The organism is Micromonospora sp. URMC 107 (assembly GCF_051386315.1).
Classification (GTDB): domain Bacteria; phylum Actinomycetota; class Actinomycetes; order Mycobacteriales; family Micromonosporaceae; genus Micromonospora.
In genome coordinates, this window is record NZ_JBPQTK010000100.1 from 1 (window position 1) to 22,681 (window position 22,681).

The 22,681-nt window shown below is 74.6% G+C and carries 21 protein-coding genes and 1 pseudogene; 10 read left to right on the plus strand and 12 right to left on the minus strand.

Translation table 11 applies throughout. From position 1 onward, the window contains the following. Positions 1-1,315 (plus strand): acyl-CoA dehydrogenase (locus ACSNN9_RS20935; RefSeq protein ID WP_436674988.1); only part of this gene is annotated, 1,315 nt, incomplete at its 5' end. A gap of 135 nt (positions 1,316-1,450) precedes the next feature. Further along, positions 1,451-1,816, plus strand: a complete 366-nt coding sequence (locus ACSNN9_RS20940; RefSeq protein ID WP_436674989.1) for a hypothetical protein — start codon at positions 1,451-1,453, stop codon at positions 1,814-1,816. Positions 1,817-1,925: 109 nt separating this feature from the next. Here ACSNN9_RS20940 and ACSNN9_RS20945 read toward each other — a convergent pair whose 3' ends face one another. From ACSNN9_RS20945 to ACSNN9_RS20955, 3 genes are all read right to left on the minus strand, one after another. Next, positions 1,926-3,617, minus strand: coding sequence for a long-chain-fatty-acid--CoA ligase (locus ACSNN9_RS20945; RefSeq protein WP_436674990.1), 1,692 nt, complete (start codon positions 3,615-3,617; stop codon positions 1,926-1,928). Between the two features lie 173 nt (positions 3,618-3,790). Next, positions 3,791-3,967, minus strand: a complete 177-nt coding sequence (locus tag ACSNN9_RS20950) for a hypothetical protein (protein ID WP_358087943.1) — start codon at positions 3,965-3,967, stop codon at positions 3,791-3,793. Between the two features lie 107 nt (positions 3,968-4,074). Next, positions 4,075-4,788 (minus strand): spermidine synthase, encoded by a 714-nt coding sequence (locus ACSNN9_RS20955; RefSeq protein ID WP_436674991.1) that lies wholly within the window; start codon positions 4,786-4,788, stop codon positions 4,075-4,077. Between the two features lie 132 nt (positions 4,789-4,920). On the opposite strand from ACSNN9_RS20955, the gene ACSNN9_RS20960 reads away from it, so the two are divergent. Beyond that, on the plus strand, positions 4,921-5,925 hold the full coding sequence (locus ACSNN9_RS20960) for a zinc-binding dehydrogenase (RefSeq protein ID WP_436675007.1): 1,005 nt from the start codon (positions 4,921-4,923) through the stop codon (positions 5,923-5,925). Between the two features lie 56 nt (positions 5,926-5,981). On the opposite strand, the gene ACSNN9_RS20965 is transcribed toward ACSNN9_RS20960, so the two are convergent. From ACSNN9_RS20965 to ACSNN9_RS20980, 4 genes are all read right to left on the minus strand, one after another. Then, positions 5,982-6,866: a sulfite exporter TauE/SafE family protein gene (locus ACSNN9_RS20965; protein ID WP_436674992.1), complete on the minus strand. Its 885-nt coding sequence runs from the start codon at positions 6,864-6,866 to the stop codon at positions 5,982-5,984. After that, positions 6,863-7,024: a hypothetical protein gene (locus tag ACSNN9_RS20970; protein ID WP_436674993.1), complete on the minus strand. Its 162-nt coding sequence runs from the start codon at positions 7,022-7,024 to the stop codon at positions 6,863-6,865. The genes ACSNN9_RS20965 and ACSNN9_RS20970 overlap by 4 nt, the downstream gene beginning before the upstream one ends. Positions 7,025-7,181: 157 nt before the next feature. After that, complete coding sequence (locus ACSNN9_RS20975; protein WP_436674994.1) at positions 7,182-8,585, minus strand: MBL fold metallo-hydrolase; 1,404 nt, start codon at positions 8,583-8,585, stop codon at positions 7,182-7,184. A 136-nt stretch (positions 8,586-8,721) separates the two neighbouring features. Beyond that, positions 8,722-8,991, minus strand: coding sequence for a metal-sensitive transcriptional regulator (locus ACSNN9_RS20980; RefSeq protein WP_436674995.1), 270 nt, complete (start codon positions 8,989-8,991; stop codon positions 8,722-8,724). A gap of 219 nt (positions 8,992-9,210) precedes the next feature. Here ACSNN9_RS20980 and eccB point away from each other — a divergent pair, with 219 nt between their 5' ends. Beyond that, a complete protein-coding gene (eccB, locus tag ACSNN9_RS20985) occupies positions 9,211-10,596 on the plus strand; it encodes a type VII secretion protein EccB (protein ID WP_436674996.1) in 1,386 nt (461 codons plus the stop codon). Between the two features lie 63 nt (positions 10,597-10,659). Here eccB and ACSNN9_RS20990 read toward each other — a convergent pair whose 3' ends face one another. From ACSNN9_RS20990 to ACSNN9_RS21005, 4 genes are all read right to left on the minus strand, one after another. Next, a complete protein-coding gene (locus ACSNN9_RS20990) occupies positions 10,660-11,265 on the minus strand; it encodes a class I SAM-dependent methyltransferase (protein ID WP_436674997.1) in 606 nt (201 codons plus the stop codon). 80 nt (positions 11,266-11,345) lie between these two features. Continuing rightward, positions 11,346-12,212 carry a carbohydrate ABC transporter permease gene (locus tag ACSNN9_RS20995; RefSeq protein ID WP_436674998.1) on the minus strand — a complete coding sequence of 289 codons (867 nt, stop codon included), beginning with the start codon at positions 12,210-12,212 and terminating at the stop codon, positions 11,346-11,348. Further along, positions 12,212-13,174, minus strand: a complete 963-nt coding sequence (locus tag ACSNN9_RS21000) for a carbohydrate ABC transporter permease (RefSeq protein WP_436674999.1) — start codon at positions 13,172-13,174, stop codon at positions 12,212-12,214. Before ACSNN9_RS21000 ends, ACSNN9_RS20995 begins: the two co-directional genes overlap by 1 nt. After that, positions 13,171-14,565, minus strand: a complete 1,395-nt coding sequence (locus ACSNN9_RS21005) for an ABC transporter substrate-binding protein (RefSeq protein ID WP_436675000.1) — start codon at positions 14,563-14,565, stop codon at positions 13,171-13,173. The genes ACSNN9_RS21000 and ACSNN9_RS21005 overlap by 4 nt, the downstream gene beginning before the upstream one ends. Before the next feature lie 116 nt (positions 14,566-14,681). On the opposite strand from ACSNN9_RS21005, the gene ACSNN9_RS21010 reads away from it, so the two are divergent. From ACSNN9_RS21010 to ACSNN9_RS21035, 6 genes are all read left to right on the plus strand, one after another. Then, positions 14,682-15,719 (plus strand): zinc-dependent alcohol dehydrogenase, encoded by a 1,038-nt coding sequence (locus tag ACSNN9_RS21010; RefSeq protein ID WP_436675001.1) that lies wholly within the window; start codon positions 14,682-14,684, stop codon positions 15,717-15,719. After that, positions 15,719-16,537 (plus strand): TIM barrel protein, encoded by an 819-nt coding sequence (locus ACSNN9_RS21015; RefSeq protein WP_436675002.1) that lies wholly within the window; start codon positions 15,719-15,721, stop codon positions 16,535-16,537. Before ACSNN9_RS21010 ends, ACSNN9_RS21015 begins: the two co-directional genes overlap by 1 nt. Then, the gene (locus ACSNN9_RS21020; protein WP_436675003.1) at positions 16,534-17,901 is read left to right on the plus strand and encodes an MGH1-like glycoside hydrolase domain-containing protein; all 1,368 of its coding nucleotides are present in this window, start codon (positions 16,534-16,536) and stop codon (positions 17,899-17,901) included. The genes ACSNN9_RS21015 and ACSNN9_RS21020 overlap by 4 nt, the downstream gene beginning before the upstream one ends. A 1,543-nt stretch (positions 17,902-19,444) precedes the next feature. Beyond that, entirely contained in the window at positions 19,445-19,834 is a 390-nt protein-coding gene (locus ACSNN9_RS21025) for a DUF2267 domain-containing protein (protein ID WP_436675004.1), read from the plus strand. A gap of 161 nt (positions 19,835-19,995) precedes the next feature. Beyond that, positions 19,996-20,859, plus strand: a complete 864-nt coding sequence (locus tag ACSNN9_RS21030) for a thioesterase II family protein (RefSeq protein ID WP_436675005.1) — start codon at positions 19,996-19,998, stop codon at positions 20,857-20,859. Between the two features lie 87 nt (positions 20,860-20,946). Then, on the plus strand, positions 20,947-21,882 hold the full coding sequence (locus ACSNN9_RS21035) for a TauD/TfdA family dioxygenase (protein WP_436675006.1): 936 nt from the start codon (positions 20,947-20,949) through the stop codon (positions 21,880-21,882). A gap of 23 nt (positions 21,883-21,905) precedes the next feature. On the opposite strand, the pseudogene ACSNN9_RS21040 reads toward ACSNN9_RS21035, so the two are convergent. Beyond that, positions 21,906-22,681 (minus strand): annotated as a pseudogene (locus tag ACSNN9_RS21040) (hypothetical protein); the annotation flags it as partial.

Sequence of the window (22,681 nt, forward strand, 5' to 3'; positions counted from 1 at the left end):
GGCCGGCAGCTCGCTCGCCGACATCACCACCCGCGCCGAGCCGCAGGACGACGGGACGTACCGGCTGCATGGCACCAAGATGTGGATCTCCGGCGGCGACCACGAGCTGGCGGAGAACATCGTCCACCTGGTGCTCGCCCGGATTCCCGGCGGCCCGCCCGGGGTCAAGGGGATCTCGCTGTTCATCGTCCCGAAGGTGCTGCTGGCCGACGACGGCGCGCTCGGCGCCCGCAACGACGTCGTGCTGGTCGGCCTCAACCACAAGATGGGCTACCGGGGCACCACCAACACGCTGCTCAACTTCGGCGAGGGCGTGCACCGGCCCGGCGGGCGCCCCGGCGCGGTCGGCTACCTGGTCGGCGAGCCGCACCAGGGCCTGGCGCAGATGTTCCACATGATGAACGAGGCGCGCGTCGGGGTGGGCGCCGGCGCCACCGCACTCGGCTACACCGGCTACCTCAAGTCCCTGGCGTACGCCCGGCAGCGGCCACAGGGCCGCCCGCTGGCCGACAAGGACCCGGCCACGCCGCAGGTGCCCATCGTCGCCCACCCGGACGTGCGCCGGATGCTGCTGGCGCAGAAGAGCTACGTGGAAGGCGCCCTGGCGCTGGTCCTCTACTGCGGTCGGCTGCTCGACGAGGAGAAGACCGCGCCGGAGGCGGCGGACCGGGAGCGGGCGCGCCTGCTGCTCGACGTGCTCACCCCGATCGCGAAGAGCTGGCCGTCGCAGTGGTGTCTGGCCGCCAACGACCTGGCCATCCAGGTGCACGGCGGCTCCGGCTACACCCGCGACTACGACGTCGAGCAGCACTGGCGGGACAACCGGCTGAACCCGATCCACGAGGGCACCCACGGCATCCAGGCGCTGGACCTGCTGGGGCGCAAGGTCACCATGCGCGACGGGGCCGGGCTGGCGCTGCTGGTGGAGACGGTCCGGGCCACGACCACCCGCGCGTGGAAGGCCGGGGGCGAGGCCGCCGAGCTGGCCGCCTCGCTCGGCGCCGCCCTCGACCGGGTCGCCCTGGTCACCCGGCGGCTGTGGAGCACCGGCGACCCCGAGGTGGCGCTGGCCAACGCGAGCGTCTACCTGGAGGCGGTCGGCCACGTGGTGGTCGCCTGGATGTGGCTGGAACAGCTACTCGTCGTCGAGGCGGCCGGCGGCCCCGGCGACGGCCCGGACGCCGACCTGTACGCCGGCAAGCGGCAGGCCGCCCGGTACTTCTTCCGGCACGAGCTGCCCCGCACCGGCCCTCAGTTCGACCTGCTGGACAGCCTCGACCGGACCACGCTGGAGATGCGCGACGACTGGTTCTGACCCCGCCCGCCGGGACCCGCCCGACGCCGGGACCCGCCCGGTGCCGGGACCCGCCCGGTGCCGGGACCCGCCCGACGCCCGGGGGCGCCCTCGCGCCGGGCGCGCCGGTGCGCGGCCTGCCTATCCTTGCCAGACATGAACCCCGGTGACGTGACCGCCCCACCGCCCGCCGACGGTGCGGAGGACCGGCTGGAGATCCTGCGGCGCTGGTGGCGGCTGCCGGCGCCCGTGCGGCGCGAGGTCCGGCTGCTCAGCCGCTCCGGACGGCACCACCCGGACCGGGAGGTCGCCTGGGTGGCCTGGCGGTGGGCGCAGGTCGTGCTGCCGCCGGGAGCGCCGGAGCCGGGCCGCGCCCGCAACATGCTCAGCGCGGCCGGCTTCTGGGTGCTGATCCTGCTGGAACTGGGTCTCGGCGGCGATCCGACGGACCCGCCCGAGCCGCGGTGGCTCGACCGCCGCCGGGCCCGGCGCGTCCTGCGGGCCGGCCCACCCGTCGGGTGACGGGCGGCCGGGCGTCCTGCGGGCCGGCCCACCCAGTGGGTGTCGGGCCGGCCGGGCGACCTGGCCGGGCCTCCGCCGGCCTCGTCCGCCGGGTCGACGCCCGGTGGCCTCAGCCGTCGGCGAGCAGCCGGTCGCGGACCTCGCGGCGCAGGACCTTGCCGATCTGGGAGCGGGGCAGGTCCTCGACGACGACCACGCGGCGGGGCACCTTGTACCCGGCCAGGTGCCGCCGGCACGCCGCCCGGATGCCCGCCTCGTCCGCAGCGGCCCCCTCGTCCAGGACGACGGCCCCCACCACCTCCTCGCCGCCGTGCGTGCCGGGCAGGCCGACCACCGCGGCGTCGCGGACACCGGGAACGCGGCGCAGCGCGTCCTCCACCTCCGACGGGTAGACGTTGAACCCGCCGGTGATGATCAGCTCCTTGATCCGGTCGACCACGCGGACGAAGCCGTCGGCGTCGGACACCACGACGTCCCCGGTGCGCAGCCAGCCGTCGGGCAGCAGCGTCTCCGCCGTCTCCGCCGGGCGGTTCCAGTAGCCGGCGAACACCTGCGGCCCCCGGATCAGCAACTCGCCCGCCTCGCCCGGGGTGCGGTCGCGCGACGGGTCCTCGGGGTCGACGATGCGGATGTCGGTGGACGGGAACGGCACGCCGACCGTGCCGGGCCGCCGGGCGGGGGAGACCGGGTTGCCGAGCGCGACGGGCGAGGTCTCGGTCATGCCGTAGCCCTCGACGAGCAGCCCGCCGGTGACCGACTCCCACAGCTCCACCGTCGCCGGGGGCAGCGCCATGGCGCCCGAGATGGCGTACCGGGTCGAGGAGAGGTCGACCCCGCGTTCCCGGGCGGCCGTGGCGAGCTTCTCGTAGATCGGCGGGACGGCGGGCAGGAAGGTCGGCGGGCGGCGGCGCACCGCCTCCAGCGTCTGGTCCAGGTCGAAGCGGGGGAACAGCACCAGCGTGGCGCCGATGCCCACCGCGAAGGTGAGGCAGAGCGTCAGCCCGTACGCGTGGAACAGCGGCAGCACCGCGTACACGGTCTCCTCGCCGTCGCGCAGGCCCGGCACCCAGGCGCGGCCCTGCGCCGCGTTGGTCCGCAGGTTGCGGTGGCTCAGGATCGCGCCCTTCGGCGTGCCGGTGGTGCCGCCCGTGTACTGCAACAGCGCCGTGTCGTCCGGGCCGGGGGCGGGGTGCGCGGCGTCGAGAGGGCTGGCCGAGGCCACCAGCCGTTCCCAGGAGAGCGCCCCGGGCGCGGGGCCGGTCATCGCCGCGCGGGTGGCCCGCGCCCGGCCCAGCGGCAGCCGCAGCGCCCAGCGCTTTCTCCGGGGCAGCGCCCGGGTGAGGTCCACCGCGACGACCGTCTCGACGGCCGTCGCGCCGGCGGTGTCGCGTACGAGGGGGGCCACCTTGTCCCAGACGACCGCGACCCGGGCGCCGTGGTCGGCGAGCTGCCGGGTGAGCTCCTGCGCGGTGTAGAGCGGGTTGTGCTCCACCACCACCGCGCCGAGCCGCAGCACGGCGTAGAAGGCGACCACGTGCTGCGGGCAGTTCGGCAGCACCAGCGCCACCCGGTCGGCCCGGCCGACGCCGAGCCGGCGTAGCGCCTCGGCCGCCCGGCCCACCTGGTCGTCCAGGTCGGCGTACGTGGTGCTGGCGCCGAAGAAGTCCAGGGCGACCCGGGGGCCGAACCGGCGGGCGGCGTCGCGCAGCAGGTCGACCAGCGACTCGTCGGACGGCGCGACGGTCGCCGGCACGCCCGGGGCGTAGCTGCGCAGCCAGGGCCGCTCCGCGCTCAGGTCCATGTCTCTCCTCCACCGTCCGTGCCGTCTTCCTACCTCACGGTAACCTACGGTCGCGTAGGTTACCGGTCGAGGTCCCCGGGCGGCCGGCACCGGTCGTGGACTCCGGTGGTAGCGGGATCGTGCCGACCGGTCGCGGCCGTCCGGAGGGCGCCACTGGTCCGGGGCCTTCGACGTCAGCGGTGCCCGGCGGAACGGCGCATCGCCTGTCGCCCCTTGAGCACGGCCAGGACGACGACCACGGCCAGCGCCACCGCGCCGATGATCACCAGCCAGCGGACCGCCTCCAGCAGCAGCCCGAGCAGGACGAGCGCGCCAGCGATGACGGCGACGACCCAGAGCATGGTGCGCATGTCCACCTCCCGTGACCCCGGCCGCGTCGCGCGGCCCGGGCACGCCTTCCCGGTCCGCCCCGCACCATGCCGCCGAAGCCTCTGCTCGCGGCGTGCGGGCGGCCTCGTCAGCGCTGGGCGACGTAGACGGTGTTGGCCGACTGCCCGCCGGTCAGCGGGTTGGCGAACGCGACGACGTGCGCCCGGGCGGTACGGAACACCGCGGTGAGGGCCGCCTCGAAGTCGGCATCGGGCGGGTCGTCCGACCAGAGGGCGAACACCCCGTCCGGGTGCAGGTGAGCGGCGAGCCGGCGCAGGCCGTCGGGGGTGTAGAAGGCGGCGTGGCGGGGGTGCAGCACGTTGCGCGGCGAGTGGTCCACGTCGAGCAGCACGGCGTGGAACCGCCGCCCCGGCTCCCCCGGGTCGAAGCCGGTGCCGTCGGCGACCGCGGCGAAGAAGTCGGCCCGCACGAACCGGGTACGCGGGTCGGCGGCGAGCCCGGCGGCGAAGGGCAGCAGTTCCCGCCGGTGCCAGTCGATGACGTCCTCGATCGCCTCCACCACCAGCAGCGAGCCGACCCGGTCGTCTTCGAGCGCGGTGCGGGCGGTGTAGCCGAGGCCGAGGCCGCCGACGACCACGTCGAGCCCCTGCCCGGCCAGCGGAGCCAGACCCAGCCGGGCCAGCTCGATCTCCGCGACGGGGAAGAGGCTGGACATCAGGAACTCGTCGTCGAGCTTGACCTCGTACACCTCGACGTCGAGCGACGGGTCGCGGCGCCGGCGCAGGCTGATGAGGCCGATCGGGGTCTCCCGCCAGGCCAGTTCCTCGAATCGCACGCCCACGGGCCCGGATGCTACCCGCCGGTGGCCCGGGCCCCGGCGGCCGGCACGCGCATTCCTCCCGCCCGGCCGGGTATGCGTGCCCGTCGAGGGCCGCCGACCGGGCGGCCGGGCAGGGGGCGCGCAGTGGCGGACATGCTGGCCGGACGGCTGCACCTGGCGGAGCGGGCGCTGCGGATGGAGTCGGTGCCGGTGCCCGATCCGCAGGCCGGGCAGGTGCGGATCCGGGTCGAGGCGGCGGGGGTCTGCCTCTCCGACGTGCACCTGATCGACGGCACCCTCACGCCGCTGTACCTGCCCGGCGACGTGGTGACGCTGGGGCACGAGATCGCCGGGGTGGTCGACGCCTCCGGCGACGACGTCGAGGACTGGCAGCCCGGCCAGCGGGTGCTGCTCCAGGCGGGGGAGCGGGACCGGCGCGGCACCGTGCTGACCCGGGGCGTGGACTACGACGGCGGTTGGGCCGAGTACGCCGTGGCCAGTGCGGACACGGTGGTGCCGATCCCGGACGACCTGCCCTTCGAGCAGGCCTGCATCATTCCCGACGCGGTCTCCACCCCCTGGGCGGCGGTGACGGACACCGCGCGGACCCGCCCCGGCGAGGCGGTCGGGGTGTGGGGCGTGGGCGGCCTGGGCGCGCACGCCGTCCAACTGCTGCGCCTGGTCGGTGCGGCCCCGGTGGTCGCGGTGGAGCCGCTGGCGGCGGCGCGGGACCGGGCGGCGGCCCTGGGGGCCGACGCGGTGCTCGACCCGGCCGACACCGCGTTCCGCGACGCCGTGCTGGAGTTGACGGGCGGGCGGGGGCTGGACGTGGCGTTCGACTTCGCCGGGGTGACCGCCGTCCGCGAGCAGGCGTTGACCGTGCTCGGCCGCCGGGGCCGGCTGGTGCTCGCGGGCATCGCCAACCAGCCGGTGACGATCGCGTCGGACAGCCCGTTCAACTACTTCCAGCAGGCGGTGCTCGGCCACTACGGCTCGGAGGCCGAGCACGTCGAGCAGTTGGTGTCCCTGGCCCGGCAGGGCCGGCTCGACCTGTCGGCGTCGATCAGCGACGTGCTCCCGCTGGCCGACGCGGAGGAGGCGGTGCGGCGGGTGCACACCAAGCAGGGCAACCCGATCCGGCTGATCCTGCGCCCCTGAACGGCCGGGCCCGGTCCGTCGGCGCACCGACCCTCCTTTGGCGCGGGCAGGAGTGTTCACGGCCGGGCGGTCGTCGGGCCCGGCCCGTCGGGACGTCGGCGGCGGCGCCGTACCCCGGCGACCGCGACCGCCACCGCGACCACCGTCGCCGCGCCGAGCGCCCACAGCAGGGGGTCGGTCCGCAGGTGCGCGGGCAGTTGCCCGGCCAGGACGGACACGCCCATCGCCGCCACGAACCAGCCGAACGCGCGGCGCAGCACGTCCTCCCGGACGCGCCCGGCCAGCCGGCCGCCGGCCAGGCTGCCGACCACGGCGGCGGCGGTCACGGCGGTGGCCAGGCCCGGGTCGATGTCGACGGTGGACAGGTAGCCGGCCAGCCCCGCGAACGACTTCATCGCGATGACCACCAGCGAGGTGCCGACCGCGACCGGCATCGGCAGGCCGCCGAGCAGCGCGAGCGCGGGCACCACCAGGAACCCGCCGCCGGCGCCCACGAGCCCGGTGACCAGGCCGACCACGACGCCGTCGAGGAGCACCCGCGCCGTCGGCAGCTGGTGCCGGTTGCGGCGCGCGTCGTCGCGCCGGCCGCGCAGCATGGCCGTCGCGGTGGCGAGCATCATGAGGGCGAAGCCGGCGAGCAGGACCGCGGCCGGGACGAACGCGGCGAGACGACCACCGGCGTACGCGCCGGCCATGCCCGCGACCCCGAAGAGCAGGCCGGTGCGCCACCGGACCCGGCCCGCCCGGGCGTGCGGCAGCGCGCCGACGGCGCTGGTCACCCCGACGACGAGCAGCGAGGTGGCGATCGCCTCCCGGGCCGGCAGGTCGGCGACGTAGACCAGCAGTGGCACGGCGAGGATGGACCCACCACCGCCGAGCAGGCCGAGGCTCACCCCGATGAGGACGGCCAGCGCGACGGTCAGCGCGAGGCCGCCGGTCACGGCAACGGCCTGGTCGTCGCCTGGTCCCCCGGCCGACCGACGACGGTCGCCACGGGGGCGCGCACGTCCAGCAAACGGGGAGCGCGGCCGGAGTCGACCATCTCGTGCAGCGTGGCGGCGTCGAGGGTGGCGGGGCGGGCGTTCGGTGAAGTGTCCATCTCTCCTCGTTCAGGGAGGAACCGCCCGGGGGCGGGCAGGATCGGCCGGACCGCCGTCGACCGGAGCACCGGGGCGGCTGCGAGCGCGCGTCGCCGGGCGGACGATCGGTGGCGGTCCGGCGCGTACGGGGGCGGACGGCCGGTGGAGCGGGGTCGGTCAGGCGTCGCCGCAGCTCATGGCGACGCCGGCGGCCTCGGCCCGGCCGAACCTGTCGTCGATGACGACGACCTCACGGCCCGCGTTGGCCAGCAGCGACGCGGCGGCGGTGGCCCGGTACCCGGAGCCGCAGTGCACCCAGACGGCACCGGCGGGCACCTCGGCGAGGCGTCCGGGCAGGTCGGGCAGGGGGATGTGCACGGCGCCCTCGACGTGGCGATCGGTCCACTCGTTGGTCATCCGGACGTCGAGCACGACGTCCGGGGCGGGCAGCCCCGCCGGGGTGTCGCCGGCCCGGGCGGCGGCCAGCGCGGGGAAGTCGGCCATCCGCAGCTCGCGGAGCTGTCCCGGCTCGGCGGCCCACTGCCCGGGGTCGCCGGTGGCCCGGGCGGCCGGGCGGTCGATGCCGATGCGGACCAGTTCGCGCTGGGCGTCGGCGACCTGTTCCTCGGTCTCCGCCAGCAGGGTGAGCGGTGCGCCCCAGTCGATGAGCCAGCCGAGCCAGGTCGACATCGGGCCGTCGAGCCCGAGGGCGACCGTGCCCGCCAGGTGCGACGTGGCGTACGCCTTGCGGTGGCGCAGGTCGACGACCCACTGGCCGTCGGCGATCCGCTCCCGCAGCCCGGCGGCGTCGGCGCGGGCGACCGGGGTGAGGTCCACCGGCGCCGGACCGGCGAGGTTCGCCACCCCCATGTGGGCGTAGTACGCCGGGTAGGCGTCCAGCCCGGCGAGGGTCTCGGTGACGAACTCGTCGGCGGCCAGCCGCAGCACGGGGTTCGCCCGCTTCTCCCGGCCGATGGTCGACTCGGGCGCGTCGGACTGGCCCGCCGAGCAGAAGCTGCCGAAGCCGTGGGTGGGCCACACCTCGGCGCCGTCGGGCAGCAGGTCGGCCAGGCGCCTGGCCGAGGCGTGCTGGTGGTGGGCGAGCTCGTGGGCGTGCCGCTCGCCGAGCAGGTCGGTGCGGCCGGTGGTGCCGAAGAGCAGCGAGCCGCCGGTGAACACGCCGACCGGGCGCCAGCCGGCGTCGTCGGCCTCGTCGAGCACGTACGACAGGTGGTGGAAGGTGTGCCCCGGCGTGGCGAGCACCCGCAGCCGCAGCGCGTCGGAGACGGGCACCGTCTCGCCGTCGGCGACGGGCGCGCGGTCGAACCCGACCTCGTCGTCGGCGCCGACCAGGTAGCGGGCGCCGGTCAGCCGGGCCAATTCCAGGCCGCCGGAGACGTAGTCGTTGTGGATGTGGGTCTCCACCACGTGCGTGACGCGTACGCCCTTCTCGCCCGCGAGGTACAGGATCCGGTCGATGTCGCGCTGGGGGTCGACCACGACCGCCACCCCGCCGTCGGAGGCCAGGTAACTGCGGTCGCCGAGCGAGGACGTCGCGATGACGGACACCTCAACTGCCATTGCCGTGCTCCTTGTGGGATCAGATACCCCGGGGGGTATGCGGCGGGCACACGTCGGGGGTGTCGACGTGTGCCATCTGTCTACCCGTACCCGCCGCTGTCACGCAACGTGTGTGGTGCGTTTCGTCGGGTGGCGATCAGGCGAGGGCGAGGAAGAGCTTCTCCAGCTCCTCCTCGGTCATCTCCGGGGATTCCCCCCGCTCGCGGGCGGCGGTGCAGTGCCGCATGCCGGAGGCAATGATCTTGAAGCCGGCCCGGTCGATCGCCTTCGACACCGCCGCGAGCTGGGTCAGCGCCTCGCGGCAGTCCTGGCCGGTCTCCATCATCTCGATGACCGCGTTGAGCTGGCCCCGGGCCCGCTTCAGGCGGGTCAGCGCCTCGCTGGTCATCTCCGGTCGAAGCTTCACCGTGCCCTCCTCGTCCTCGTCGGCATACCCCGGGGGGTACCCCGTACGCGCCCATGCTATCTGCCGGGGCGGGAGGCGTCCGCGTGGCGATCCTGGCCGCACCGTCGCGGAAGTCCCGCCGGGAATCCCGGCGCCGCGGGCGGTCGCCGCGACGCAGGGTCCTCGGGGCATCGACGCAACGCTTATCCTGTGCCCCGACCGCCCACCGGAAGGGATGCGATGCCGTCGCGGCAGGACCAGCTGCACTCGTACCAGTTCACCGTCCAGCGGGCGGTCGCCGCCCTGGTGATGCGGGAGACCGACCCGGCGCAGTCGCCGTTCCGGCGCCTCGCCGGCGCCGCCCTGGCCAGCGTGCTGGTCGCGGCCATCGGCCTGGGCGGATTCGCCCTCTACGGCCTCTTCACCGGCGGCGGCAGCACGTGGCGCGACCCGGGCGCGGTGATCGTGGAGAAGGAGTCCGGCGCCCGGTTCGTCTACCGGGAGGAGAAGCTGCACCCGGTGCTCAACTACGCGTCGGCCCTGCTGATCATCGGCGCGGAACGGCCGAAGACGGTGCTCGTCTCCCGTCGCGCCATCGACGGGGTGCCGCGCGGGCTGCCGCTGGGCATCGCCGACGCCCCCGACTCGCTGCCCGCCAGGGGCCGCCTCTCCACCGCGCCGTGGACGGTCTGCTCCGTCGCCGCCGAGGCCGACCGGTCGGTGCCCCGCTCGGCGCTGCTGATCGGCGTGACCACGGGCGGGGGCCGGGCCCTGGGCGAGGACGCGCTGTTGCTGCGCCACCCCGACGGCGGGCTGCACCTGGTCTGGCACCAGCGCCGCTACCTGCTGCGCGACCCCAATCGGGTGCTGGCCGCCCTGGCGGCCACCCGGGCCAGGGCGGTCCCGGCGGCCCCGGCCCTGCTCAACAGCCTGCCCGTCGGCGCCGACCTCGCCCCGCTGGCGCTGCCGGCCCAGGGGGAGCGCTCCGCGCGGGTGTCCGGGGCGCGGATCGGCGACGTCTACCTCGTGCGCAACTCCGGCGGCGGCCGGCAGTACGCCGTCGCGCTGCGGGACGGCCTGGCCGGCATCACCGAGTTGCAGGCCGGCCTGCTGCTCGCCCGCACGGGCCAGGGCGAACCGGAGCCGATGACGCTCGGGCGGTTCGCGGCGCTGCCCAAGCTGCCCGACCTGGCCCCGACGGGCCCCACCGCCCCGCCGACCGCGCCGCCTCGGCTGGCCACCCCCGACGGGGCGGGGCTCTGCGCCCGGGTGGGCGACGACGGCGGCGTCACGGAGGTCCGGCTCGGCGTCCGGCTGCCCGACCTCGCCGCCGCGCCCCGCACCGCCCCGGCGGCCGGGGGCGGGGTGCGCGCCGACCACGTCGTGGTGGAGCCGGGCCGCGGCGCGGTGGTCGAGGCGGTCGCGGCGCCCGGCGCGACCGGCGGCGCGGTCTCCGTGGTCACCGACCTGGGCCGGCGCCACGTCCTCGCCGGCGGCGAGGTGCTCGGCACGCTCGGCTACCGCGACGTGCGACCGGTGCGACTGCCGGCCAGCCTGGTCGCCCTGGTGCCCGCCGGCGCCACGCTCGACCCGGCCGCCGCGCGGGTCGTCGCCGCCCCCACCTGAGCCGGCCCGCCCGGGACCGTCGCCGCCCTCGCCTGAGCCGGCCCGCCCGGGCCGGCGCGGGGTTCAGTCGGCGGGGCGGCGCAGCACGGTGACGGCGAAGTCGGCCTCGTCGCGCCACGGGCGCAGGTCCCACGTGGCGAAGCGGTGCTCCAGCCGCAGGCCGGCGGCCACCGCGTCGGCGTCGAACCCGGTCAGCGGGTAGCCCCGGTCGGTGCCGAACCCGACCGCCAGCACGCCGTCGGGGCGCAGGTGGGCCGCCACGCGGCGCAGCACCTCCCGCTCGGTGCCGGGCGCGACGAAGGCCAGCACGTTGCCGGCCAGGACCGCCGCGTCGAAGGGCTCCGGCTCGCCGGCCGCCGCCAGGTCCAGCTCGGCCAGGTCGGCGACCAGCCAGCGCGGGCCGGGGTGGTCGGTGCTGGCGGCCTCGACCAGCGCCGGGTCGGCGTCCACCCCGACCACGGTGTGGCCCCGGGCGGCCAGCGCCGCGCCCACCCGGCCGGTGCCGCAGCCGGCGTCGAGGATCCGGGACCCGGGCGCGACCATCGCGTCCAGCAGCCGGGCCTCGCCGGCCAGGTCGGCCCCCTCGGCGGCCATCCGGCGGAACCGGTCGATGTACCACTGCGAGTGCTCCGGACCGGTCTCGGTCTCCCAGCGGGTCGGGTTTCCCATGCCGCCACCGTAGCCGGGTCCCCGGTGCCCGCGCGGCGGCGGGGCCGTCCGCGTCCGGCGCGGCAACCCCGCCCGCCGCCTCAGCCCTTCTCCGCGCCGCTGGTGAGCCCCTCGGTGAGCAGGCGCTCGCTGGCGAAGAAGAGGATCACGATGGGCAGGGTGAGGATCACGGAGCCGGCCATCAGCACCGTCTTCGGCACCTCGACCCCGTCCGAGAGCTGCGCCAGCCCCAGCGACACCGTCCACCGGTGCGGCTTGTCGACCAGGAACAGCAGGGCGAAGAGGAACTCGTTCCATGCGATCATGAAGTCGTACAGGGCGACAGCCATGATGGACGGCGCCGCCAGCGGAAGACTGACCCGCCGGATGATGCCGAGCCGCCCGGCCCCGTCGATCGCGGCCGACTCCTCCAGGCTGACCGGGATGGTCTCGAAGTAGTTGCGCAGCATGTAGACCGAGACCGGCAGGGTCTGCGAGATGTAGACCAGCACCAGGCCGAGCAGCGAGCCGCGCAGCCCGGCCCGGGTGAAGACCACGAAGAGCGGGATGGCGATGACGATCGACGGGAACAGGTAGACCGCCAGGAAGAGGAAGTCGACCTGCCGGCGGCCGAAGAACCGCAGCCGGGCGACCGCGTACGCGCCGGGGATCGCCACGGCCAGCGTCAGCAGCGTCGCCGCGACGGCGACCAGGCCGCTGTTGCGCATGAAGGTGAGGAAGCCCTGGCCGCCGTCGTCGACGGCCCTGACCACCTCGGCGTACGTGTCGAAGGTCAGCTCGCCGAGGCCCACCACCAGTGAGCCGGGGTCGAGCAGCAGCCGCTCGATGGGGCGCACCGAGAGCACCAGCATGTAGTAGAAGGGAAAGACGGTGACCAGCAGGAACGCGGCGATCACCAGCCGGCGCAGCCAGCGCAGGCCCACCGTCTCGATCCGGTCCCGGTCCATCAGCCGTCCCTCCGTCCGCCGAAGAAGCGCAGGTACACCACCACGAACACGATGAGCACCACGGCGAGCACGACCGCCTGCGCCGCCGCCGCGCCGATGTCCGTACGCGCGGTCAGGAACTCGTAGACCCGGACGCTGACCACCTCGGTGCCGGCGGCCCCGCCGGTGAGCAGGTAGACGTCGTCGAACTTGTTGAACGTCATGATGAACCGCAGCACCCCCAGCAGGCCGATCACCGGCAGCAGTTGCGGCAGCAGGATGTGCCGGAACCGCTGGCTGGGCGTGGCCCCGTCGACCCGGGCCGCCTCCTCCAGCTCACCGGGCACCGCCTGGAGCCGGGCGAGCAGGAACAGGAAGGCGAAGGGGAAGTAGCGCCACGCCTCGAAGGCGACGACCGTGGCCAGGGCGGTCGACTCCTGGGACAGGAACGGCACCGGGGTGTCCCAGCCCAGGAACCGCCGGCCCCAGTCGTTGACGATGCCGAGCTGCGGGTCGAGCATCACCTGCCAGACGAAGGTGACCGCGACCACCGGCGCCACGTACGGCAGCAGCATCGACGCGCGCACCAGGGTGCGGCCCCAGAACGGCCGGCGTACGACCAGCGCCGCCACCAGGCCGAGCACGATCGAGCCGGCGGTGCTGGCCACGCTGTAGACCAGCGTGGTCCACAGGGTGTCGGCGAAGCCAGGGGTGTTCAGCACCCGCTCGACGTTGTCCATCGTGAACTCGCCGAACAGCCCGGTGCGCCGCAGGGTGGCCAGGCGTACCCGCTGGAAGGCCAGCACGACGGTCCAGACGATGGGTATGCCGATCACGGCGACCACGACGAGCAGGGTCGGGGCGACCAGCGCGAGCCCGGCGCGGGACTCGCGGCGGCGCAGGGTCAGTGGTCTGCGGCGGCGGGCCGGGGCCGGCCGCTCCCGGGCGGGGGAGCGGCCGGTGTCCGGTGGGGCGGTGGTCAATTGACGCCCGCCTTGATCGCCTCCACGTCCTTCTTCGCCCGTCCGGCGGCCGCGGCGGCGTCGGTCCTGCCGGCGACCACGTCGTTCAAAGCCTTGGGCACCGGCAGCTCACCGAGGATCGCGCCGACGAGCTTGCCCTGGCCCTGCGTGAGGCCCCAGCGCTGGAAGGTGTCGGGGCTGCCGCGCAGGCCCGCGAGCACCTCGTCGCCGTAGACCTCGGCGAGCGGCTTCTTGGCGTCGACCCCCGCCTGGCTGGCGTTCCAGGCGGTGAGGAACTTCTCCGGCTCCTGCGCGGTGCCCTTGCGGACGGGGAAGCGCCCCTCGGGGGACATGCCGAACCAGCGCGGGTAGCCGTCGCCGAGCATGTGCTCCACGAAGGACCGCGCCGGGTCGGCGGCGGCGCCGTCGAGCACGGCCCAGGAACTGATCTCGCCGTACTGGGCGGGTTCGGCGCCGTTCGGGCCCTTGATCGCGGTGACGAAGCCGCTGTTCTTCGCGAGGAACGTCGGGTCGGCCTGGCACTGCGGGCAGGTCGGCTTGGCGTCGTTGCGCAGGCCGGCCAGCTCGTCGAGGATGAACGGCGACCAGACCAGCATGGCCGCCTTGCCGGCGAAGTAGGTCGCCCGGGTGGTGTCGACGTCCTGCGCGCCCCTGACCGAGCTGGTGCGCATCAGCTCGCCGTAGAACCGGAACGCCTCGACGCACTCGGGGGAGTCCAGCTTCACGGCCCCGGAGTCGTCGGTGAGCTGGCAGTTGTTGGCCAGCGCCAAGTGCTCGAAGGTCTGTTGGGTGAACACGTCGCCGGGGGCGGTGGCGGCCGTGATGCCCGCCACGCCGCCGGTGTTGAGCTTCGTCGCGGCGGCGGCGATCCTCTCGTACGTGTCGGGGGCGGGCAGCCCGGCGGCGGCGAAGAGGTCCTTGCGGTAGACGAGCAGCTGACCCCAGCCGTCGCTGGGCACGGCGAGCTGCCGGCCGTCGTCCGCGGTCAGCTCCAGGGCCCGCGGCGAGAAGGTCTGCCGGCCGAGCTTCTCGACGACCTCCGCGTTCGCCGAGGGGTGCAGCAGCTCGTTGCCGGCGAGGGTGCGGACGCCGGCGAGCGACACCGAGCCGACCACGTCGGGCAGTTCGCCGGCGGCGGCGCTGGAGGCGATCAGGGCGGGGAACTGGTCCTCGTTGACGGTGACCAGGTCGACGGCGATGCCGGTGCTGGCGGTGAAGTCCGCGATGATCGCCTTGGTGGCGGTGACCCGGTCGGCCACGTCCTCCAGGCTCCACACGGTGATCTTCTTGCTGTTGCTGTCGGATTCCTCGTCGCCGCAGGCCAGCAGGCTGGCCCCGGTGACTGCCATGATCAGGGTCGCGGCGAGTATCCGCATCGGAGGTGCTGACATCGATGGCACTCCTCTCGAAGGGTATAGAAGGGATTCAACGCGTTGGATTGATCAATTACAAGACATATGCCGATTTTTTGCCTACACTGGAGCCCAGTGCTACCGGGATGTGACTCATGGTCAACTGGGTTGTCTCACTCGCCGGGCCCCGACGGATCAGCCTCGAGCCCTGCCCCCCGGATCCGCTCGGCCCCGGCCAGGTCCGGATCCGCACCTGCTACTCCGGCATCTCGGCCGGCACGGAGCTCACCCTCTACCGGGGCAGCAATCCCCGGCTGAGCAAGGACTGGGACGACGTCAGCCGGATGTTCGTGCCCCGGCAGAGCGCCGTGCCGTACCCGCTGGTGGGCTTCGGTTACGAGGAGGTCGGCGAGATCGTCGAGGTCGCGCCCGACGTGGCCGACCGGCGGGCCGGGCAGGTCGTCTGGGGCATCTGGGGGCACCGCGCCGAGGCCGTCGTGCCCGCCGACGCGGTGCATCCGCTGCCCGCCGGGCTGGATCCCCTCGCGGCGGTCTTCGCCCGGCCCGGGGCGATCGCACTCACCGCGGTGCTCGCCGGCGACCTGCACCTGGGCGACTGGGTCGCGGTCTTCGGGCAGGGCGTCATCGGGCTGCTCGCCACCCGGCTCGCCGCCCTCTCCGGCGCGCGGGTGGTCGCCGTCGACCGGGTGCCCGCCCGGCTGGCGCACGCCGGCCGGCTCGGCGCCCGGATCGTCGTCGACGCGGGCGCCGAGTCGCCCGCGGCCGTGCTGCGCCGGGCCACCGGCGGCCGGGGCGCGGACGTCTGCCTGGAACTGTCCGGGGCCTACCCGGCGCTGCACGAGGCGATCCGCTCCACCGCCCACGCCGGCCGCGTCGTGGCCGCCGGCTTCTACCAGGGACAGGCCGACGGGCTCGGCCTGGGTGAGGAGTTCCACCACAACCGGATCCAGCTGGTGGCGGCCCAGGTCTCCGGGCCCACCCCGGCGCCCGGCATGGCCGGCCGGTGGACCGGTGCCCGTGTCGCACACACCTTCATGGACCTGGTGGCCGAGGGCAGCGTCGACCCGCTGCCGCTGGTGAGCCACGTCGTCGACGCGAGCGCGGTGGCCGACGCGCTGGCGCTGCTCGACCGCGGTGACGCAGACGTCCTCCAAGTGGTGCTGAGGTTCTGATGACGATTCCCCTGGCCTGTCAGGAGCAGCTCCTGCCGGGCACCGACCTGATCGAGAAGTACGCGCTCGCCACCGCGCTCGGCTACGACGCTATCGAGCTGCGCGGCTCCGGCGACCTCGGCCTCGCCCGCCGGCTGCCCGAGCTGCGCCGCGCCCGCGCCGCCGGGGTGGTCATGCCCACCGTCTGCGTCGAGATGGACCACTTCATCGGCGACTTCGATCCCGGACGGTCCCGCGACGCGGTACGCAACCTGCGCTCCCAGCTCTCGGTGATCGCCGAGCTGGGCGGCGTCGGGGCGATGACCCCGGCGGCCTGGGGGATGTTCTCCCGGCGGCTGCCGCCGTTCGAGCCGCCCCGCTCGTCCGCCGGCGACCGGCAGGTGCTCGTCGACGCCCTCGGCGAGCTGGGCGAGCACGCCCGCGCCGAGGGGGTCGCCCTCTTCCTGGAACCGCTGAACCGGTACGAGGACCACATGGTCAACCGGCTCGACGACGCCGTCGCCCTCTGCGCGGCCGTCGGGCTGCCCTCGGTGCGGGTGGTGGCCGACACCTTCCACATGAACATCGAGGAGGACGACGTGCACCGGGCGCTGCGCGCCGCCGCGCCGTACCTCGGGCACGTGCAGGTCAGCGACTCCAACCGCTATCAGCCCGGCGCCGGGCACCTCGACTGGCCGGCGCTGGTCCGCACCCTGCTGGAGATCGACTACCGGGGCTGGCTGGCGCTGGAGTGCCGGCTGCGCGGCGACCCCGTCCGCGCCCTGCACCAGGCCGCCGCCGTGCTGCGCCACGCCCAGCCCCGGCAGGCGGCGGCATGAGCACCGGGACCGCCGGCGGCCCGCACACCGGCACCGCCGACGCCGGGGCCCGCGACGCCGGGGCCCTGCGCCGCCTCGCCGTCGCCACCCTCGAGGCCAACTGGGAGCACGACCACACGGTGCCCTCGCGCACCCTCTATCCGCACCAGTGGAGCTGGGACTCGGCGTTCATCGCGATCGGCTGGTCCCACGTCCGCCCCGACCGCGCCTGGCGCGAGCTGACCAGCCTGTTCCGGGCCCAGTGGGTCGACGGCCGGGTGCCGCACATCGTGTTCAACCCGGCGCTGCGCGTCGGCTCGTACTTCCCCGGGCCGGAGTTCTGGAACTCGGCGCTCGCCGAGGGCGCCCCGGCCGCCGCCACGTCGGGGCTGATCCAGCCGCCCGTGCACGCGCCCGCCGCCTGGCTGGCGTACCGGCGGTTCCCCGCCGAGGCGGGGCGGGCCGCGCTGCGCCGGCTCTATCCCCGGCTGGTGGCCCAGCAGCGCTACCTCGCCACCCGCCGGGACGTCGGCGGGGGCGGGCTGGCCTGCATCGTCCACCCGTGGGAGTCCGGGCTGGACAACAGCCCCGCCTGGGACGCCCCGATGGCGGCGGTGCCCGCCGACGCGGCCGTCATGCGCGCGTACCGCCGGCACGACACCGCGCACGCCGACGCCGCGCACCGCCCCACGGACCTCGACTACGCGCGCTACGTCGCGATCGTGGCGGCCTACCGCGAGCGCCGCTACCGCGACGACGACCTCGCCGCCCGGCACCCGTTCCTGGTGGAGTGCCCCCTGGTCAACGCCGCGATGGGCGTCGCGGAGCACGCCCTCGCCCGGATCGCGCCGCTGGTCGGCGCCGACCCCGGCCCGCACCGCGAACGCGCCGCGCGGATCACCGAGGCCCTGGTGCGCCGGCTGTACGACCCGACGACCGGCACCTTCCACCCCCGGGACCTGCGCGCCGACCGCCTCGTGCCGGCCCGCACGGTGCTCGGCCTGGCCCCGCTGGTCCTGCCCGACCTGCCCGCCCGGCAGGTGTCGGCGCTGGTCGCCGAGGCGTGCTCGCCGCGCTTCGGGCTGGCCGCCCGGATGGACCGGCCGCTGCCCAGCCACGACCGCACCGCGCCGGACTTCGAGCCGCTGCGCTACTGGCGCGGGCCGAGCTGGATGAACGTCAACTGGCTGGTGCGCCGAGGGCTGCTGCGCCACGGCCGCCCCGACCTGGCGGCCGGCCTGCGCGACTCGATGATCGAGCTGGTGGCCCGCTCCGGCTGCCACGAGTACTTCCACCCCGACACCGGCGCCGGGCTCGGCTCGCCGGCCTTCGGCTGGACCGCCGCGCTGCTGCTCGACGTCCTCGCCGACGACCCGGCCGGCTGAGCTGCCCGACCACTCGCCCACTAACGCAGCCCGCAAGCGATACCGCCGGAAGACCTCGCCCAGCGTTCGTGCAGAGAAGGCCAACCGCAGCTAGGCGGGTGGACCGATGAGGGCTACTGGCCCGAGTACGACCACCTAGCACCCCGACCGGGACCCGTTTTATTCATGGCGGGCACAGGCCTAGAAGCCCAACCTTGAGGGGTCAACCGACGCCACCAACGGAACAGTTCGGCAATAGCTTTGATGATCGCGACGCGGCCTTGGGATCCGTACCCCTCAGGGCCATGGCGGTGATGATGATCTTTCCTGCGACCGGCACGGCGACCGTGACAGCCGCAACCCACGGGCCAGCGCCTACGAACGGTTCAAGAATCGAGAGCGCCACTTCTTACCCCTCCTCCCCGGTTGGGCGAGGGTGCGTTAATCCAGCCCGGCCAGAGCGTCGACACTGGTCTGACTTAGTCCGCGTTGCGGCGATCGGGGCTCGGTGCAGGGGGCGAGTGCGTCCCAGGTCTAGCAAGGGTGTTACATCGCCAACTGTGTATGGGCGACTTGAGCAGCCCTACCGCCGGAGCACAAGGCCACTGAAACTCGTGGCCCGGCACTGCGCCGTGTACTTCCATTGCGGACGCTGGCCCGAGGGGGCGCCCAGCCATTGCGGCTCGTGGAACTGGCTCGACGGATACCACCTCGATGCCCGAGGTGACGCGGTGGCCCGTCGGTCGATCTTCGTGCAGAGGGCGGGGCTGCGGAGACTGACAAAGCTCCGCAGCCCCGCCGAGCACCGAGGACAGTTACCCGCGCCTGATCACCGACGCCACCACCGGAACAGGTCAGACGTTGCCTTGATGATCGCTGCCCGGTCCTTGGACTCTGCCCCTCGAAGGGCAATGTTGGCGACCAATACCTTGCCTGCGACGGGAAGACCGACGACTGCCGCGATAGCCCAAGGCCCGGCTGCAACGATCGGCTCGATGGACACTGCTTGCCCTCCTCACTCTGGTCGAGCGAGGCGCGCAAGGCTCAGCTCGACCAGCACGACGTTCGTACTGATGAAGCTGAGTTCCTGCGCCGATTGAGCAAGAGCTCAGGGTGGAGCGGATTTACCCTTTCCATCGCTTGTACTCAACTGGTTCTCCACCCTCGTCAATCGGCAAGAGGGCAGAGGTTGAAGACCGAAGCCTTCGTGATTACAAAGTTTCATTTAGGCCCGCTCAGGGGCGTCCGTTAGCGTACCAGCCCGGCGCAACGCGATGCCAGCGCGAAGGGCTCCCAAGCCGTCGCAGAGACGCGCACGCGGCCCGGTGGCAGGAGGTGCCAACCGCACGACACGTCAGCCTTCAAGTGCCGGTTCTAGGTAAGGTGAGGCCGCTGGTACTCCTCGCCGCCCTGAACACCGGGGCGGGGGTGCGTGCCGTGGGGCGCTCCCGCGTGCGCGCGGCCCCACCCGCCTCCCAGTACGGCGACGGACGTCCGCTCCGGAAGGCCGTTTGCCGGCAGCGGACACGGGTAAGCGCGGGTCCGGTGACGACAGGAGCCTGCCGTGCGGTTTCCCCTATTCGTCAATGCGGTGTCCCGCCGCGCCGGACTGCCCACCGCCCGGGCCGCCACGATCGCCCGCGCCGTGCTGCAGACCATGGTGGAACGGATGAGCGGCGGCCCGGCCGGTCGTCTCCCCGACGAGCTGGACGGCTACCTCACGGGGGCCGGTCCCGGCGACGGTCCGGCGGCCGCGCCCGGGCCGGCGGACTTCGTGCGTCGGGTGGGGGAGCGGGCCGGGGAGGACGAGGCCACCGCCCGGGCGGGAACCGGCGCCGTCTTCGCCACCCTGCGGGAGGCGGTCACCGTCGACGAGTTCCGCGACATGGTGGCCCGGCTGCCCCGGGACTTCGACGGCATGACCGAACCGATCCCCCGGCCGGACGACGCCTGACCGGTCGTCCCCGCACCGCCCGCGCCCGCGTCGCGGCGGGACGTCACGCGGATCTCCGGCACCGGACATCGAGCCTTATGCTGCTTCCATCGTGCATCTATAGGCGGTTCATGAGGCCGTTCGTGCACCGTCACGGGCGGCCCGATAGCGGCCGGCCCGCCGTGCACCTGAGGACGCCGCACCCCACGGCGCCCCCGGCGTACCGGGCCGGTCACCCGTTCCCGCGCCGGCGGCACCGGAACGACCCCTTCGACGAAAGGCACCTGGTGACCTGGTTCCTCTCCGCCGGCGGCTGGCACCCTGCGCCGGTCCAACTGTTCTGCCTGCCCTACGCGGGCGGGGGCGCGAGCGTCTTCCGGCTCTGGCAGGACGGGCTCGGCCCCGACGTCGAGGTGCTGCCGGTGCAGCTGCCCGGCCGCGAGAACCGGATCAGCGAGAACCCGGTGTTCCGGGCCGCCGACGTCGCGTACGCCATCGCCGAACGGATCCGCGGCCCGTACGCGATCTACGGCCACTCGATGGGCGGCCGGGTCGGCTTCGAGGTCGTCCGCGAGCTGCGCCGCGCCGGACGTCCACTGCCGCTGCGGCTCTACGTCGGCGGCGCCCGCGCCCCGCACGTCCACGCGCCCAGCCACTTCGACGGGCTGTCCCGGCTGGACGACGACGAGCTGCTTCGCCGCCTGGAGGCCGGCGGCGGGCTACCGGCCGGGCTGCGGGACTACCCCGAGCTGGTCGAGCTGCTGCTGCCCCTGCTGCGCGCCGACTTCGGTCAGGTGGACGACTACCGCTACACCCCCGAGGAACCGCTGCCGATGCCGATCGTGGCGTTCAGCGGTCGCAGCGACCACACCGTCAGCCAAGAGCACAGCGACGGCTGGCGGGAGCACAGCGCCGCCGGCTTCACCCTGCACGAGATCGACGGTGGGCACTTCTTCCTCAACGAGCGGCTGCCCGAGCTGCTCGCCGTGATCCGGGCGGACCTCACCGCCGCCCGCACCGACGCCGCCGCCCGGCACCACGGGTGAGCCGACCGCCACGGCCGCCGGCACGGCCGCCATCCCGCCGTGTCGCGGCCGCCCGCGGCGACGGCGGGCGACGACAGGAGTGAGAGCATGAGTGACCGGACCGCCACGCTGCCGGTGGTCGTCGAGCATGACGGCCGCGAGCTGACCGAGCTGATCGCCGCCCGCCGCGCGGAGCTGCGGGCGAGCCTGGTGGAGCACGGCGGGCTGTTGTTCCGCGGGTTCGACGTGGGCGGCGTCGAGGGCTTCGACCGGGTGGTGCGGGCGTTGTCCGGGGAACCGCTGGTCTACACCGAGCGTTCGTCGCCCCGGCACGCCATCGCGGGCCGGGTCTACACCTCGACCGACTACCCGCCGGACGAGGAGATCTTCCTGCACAACGAGAACTCGTACCAGGCCCGCTGGCCGCTGACGTTGTTCTTCTACTGCCTCACCCCGCCGCAGACCCAGGGCGCCACCCCGCTGGCCGACGTCCGCCGGGTGTACGCCGAGATCGATCCGGCGGTGCGGGAGGAGTTCGTCCGCCGCCGCTGGATGCTGGTGCGCAACTTCCACGGCGACTTCGGCACCCCGTGGCAGCACGTGTTCGGCACCGACGACCGTGCCGAGGTCGAGGCGTACGCGGCGGCGAACCGGATCGAGCTGGAGTGGCGGGGCGCCGACGGGCTGCGTACCCGCGCGGTGCGCGACGCCGTGCACCACCGCCCCGGCTCGGACACCCCACGCTGGTTCAACCACGCCACGTTCTTCCACGTGAGCACCCTGGCCAAGGACCTCCAGGAGGGACTGCTGGCCATGTTCGGCACCGAGGGGCTGCCAACCAACACCTACTACGGCGACGGCGGCGAGATCCCCGCCGACGTCGTGGACCACCTGCGGGCCGCGTACCGGGCGGCCAGCGTCCGCTTCGACTACCGGCGCGACGACGTGCTGGTGGTGGACAACATGACCGCCGCGCACGGGCGGGAGCCGTTCACCGGCCCCCGCAAGATCGCCGTCGCGATGGCCGAGCCGCACACCCCCTGAGGCCGGTCGCCTACCGGCCCGGGCTAGGCGTCTTCGTGACGGTCGGCGACCGATCCGGGCCAGGCGTCCTCGTGGCGGTCCGCGGCGTCGGTCTCCGGCAGCTCCTCCGGGTCGGCGACCCAGGCGGAGAAGACCGGCATCCCGTGCCACGGACCGGGCCCCCCGCCGCCGGCCCGGTCGTCGGTGGCGACCGCCACCACGGCGTACGGATGGCCGAAGCGCAGCTCCGCGACCCGGGCCACCCCCTCCGGCGGCAGGCTGAGCGTCGCGGCGAAGCCGGTGACGGCCGCCGCCTCGAAGCCGTACCGACCGTAGCGGGCCATCGCCGCCTGGGCCGCCTCGAACCCCAGCCCCGGCGCGTCCAGCAGCTCCCCGAACGCCCGCGCGACGGCGGGGAAGCCCAGCCCGGGCGCGGTCAGCTCGTGCCGGCTGCGGGCCGACCAGCAGGGCAGCACGGCGCTGGCCCGCTCCTCCCGGCCGTCCGGCGCGTGCGTGCGGGTCGGCTCCTCGCGCAGCGTCCACAGCGGGCTCTCGCCCAGTGGCACGTCGAAGAGGGAACGCCGCTGTGCCGGCAGGTGGCCCTGCGGCGTGTCCGCCGCGGCCGTCGCCAGCTCGTGCGCCGCCGCGAGGACGTCACCGGCCGGCACGTCGGGTGCCGCGGCGACCGAGACCACCAGCAGCCCGGCCGTGCCGTCGGCGGCCCGCGCCGGCTGGGCGGGGGCCGCGTGCACGGCGACGGTGCCGGCCCGCGCGGTGTCGGCGATCCAGCAGACGTGGCCGTGGGGGGGGGGGGGGGGGG

What these genes read in the sequence shown, in the direction of transcription:
- ACSNN9_RS20940 (WP_436674989.1), top strand. Translation starts at nt 1,451, where the DNA reads ATGAACCCCGGTGACGTGACCGCCCCACCGCCCGCCGACGGTGCGGAG.
- ACSNN9_RS20945 (WP_436674990.1), bottom strand. Translation starts at nt 3,617, where the DNA reads ATGGACCTGAGCGCGGAGCGGCCCTGGCTGCGCAGCTACGCCCCGGGC.
- ACSNN9_RS20950 (WP_358087943.1), bottom strand. Translation starts at nt 3,967, where the DNA reads ATGCGCACCATGCTCTGGGTCGTCGCCGTCATCGCTGGCGCGCTCGTC.
- ACSNN9_RS20960 (WP_436675007.1), top strand. Translation starts at nt 4,921, where the DNA reads ATGCTGGCCGGACGGCTGCACCTGGCGGAGCGGGCGCTGCGGATGGAG.
- ACSNN9_RS20970 (WP_436674993.1), bottom strand. Translation starts at nt 7,024, where the DNA reads ATGGACACTTCACCGAACGCCCGCCCCGCCACCCTCGACGCCGCCACG.
- ACSNN9_RS20975 (WP_436674994.1), bottom strand. Translation starts at nt 8,585, where the DNA reads ATGGCAGTTGAGGTGTCCGTCATCGCGACGTCCTCGCTCGGCGACCGC.
- eccB (WP_436674996.1), top strand. Translation starts at nt 9,211, where the DNA reads ATGCCGTCGCGGCAGGACCAGCTGCACTCGTACCAGTTCACCGTCCAG.
- ACSNN9_RS20990 (WP_436674997.1), bottom strand. Translation starts at nt 11,265, where the DNA reads ATGGGAAACCCGACCCGCTGGGAGACCGAGACCGGTCCGGAGCACTCG.
- ACSNN9_RS20995 (WP_436674998.1), bottom strand. Translation starts at nt 12,212, where the DNA reads ATGGACCGGGACCGGATCGAGACGGTGGGCCTGCGCTGGCTGCGCCGG.
- ACSNN9_RS21005 (WP_436675000.1), bottom strand. Translation starts at nt 14,565, where the DNA reads ATGTCAGCACCTCCGATGCGGATACTCGCCGCGACCCTGATCATGGCA.
- ACSNN9_RS21010 (WP_436675001.1), top strand. Translation starts at nt 14,682, where the DNA reads ATGGTCAACTGGGTTGTCTCACTCGCCGGGCCCCGACGGATCAGCCTC.
- ACSNN9_RS21015 (WP_436675002.1), top strand. Translation starts at nt 15,719, where the DNA reads ATGACGATTCCCCTGGCCTGTCAGGAGCAGCTCCTGCCGGGCACCGAC.
- ACSNN9_RS21020 (WP_436675003.1), top strand. Translation starts at nt 16,534, where the DNA reads ATGAGCACCGGGACCGCCGGCGGCCCGCACACCGGCACCGCCGACGCC.
- ACSNN9_RS21035 (WP_436675006.1), top strand. Translation starts at nt 20,947, where the DNA reads ATGAGTGACCGGACCGCCACGCTGCCGGTGGTCGTCGAGCATGACGGC.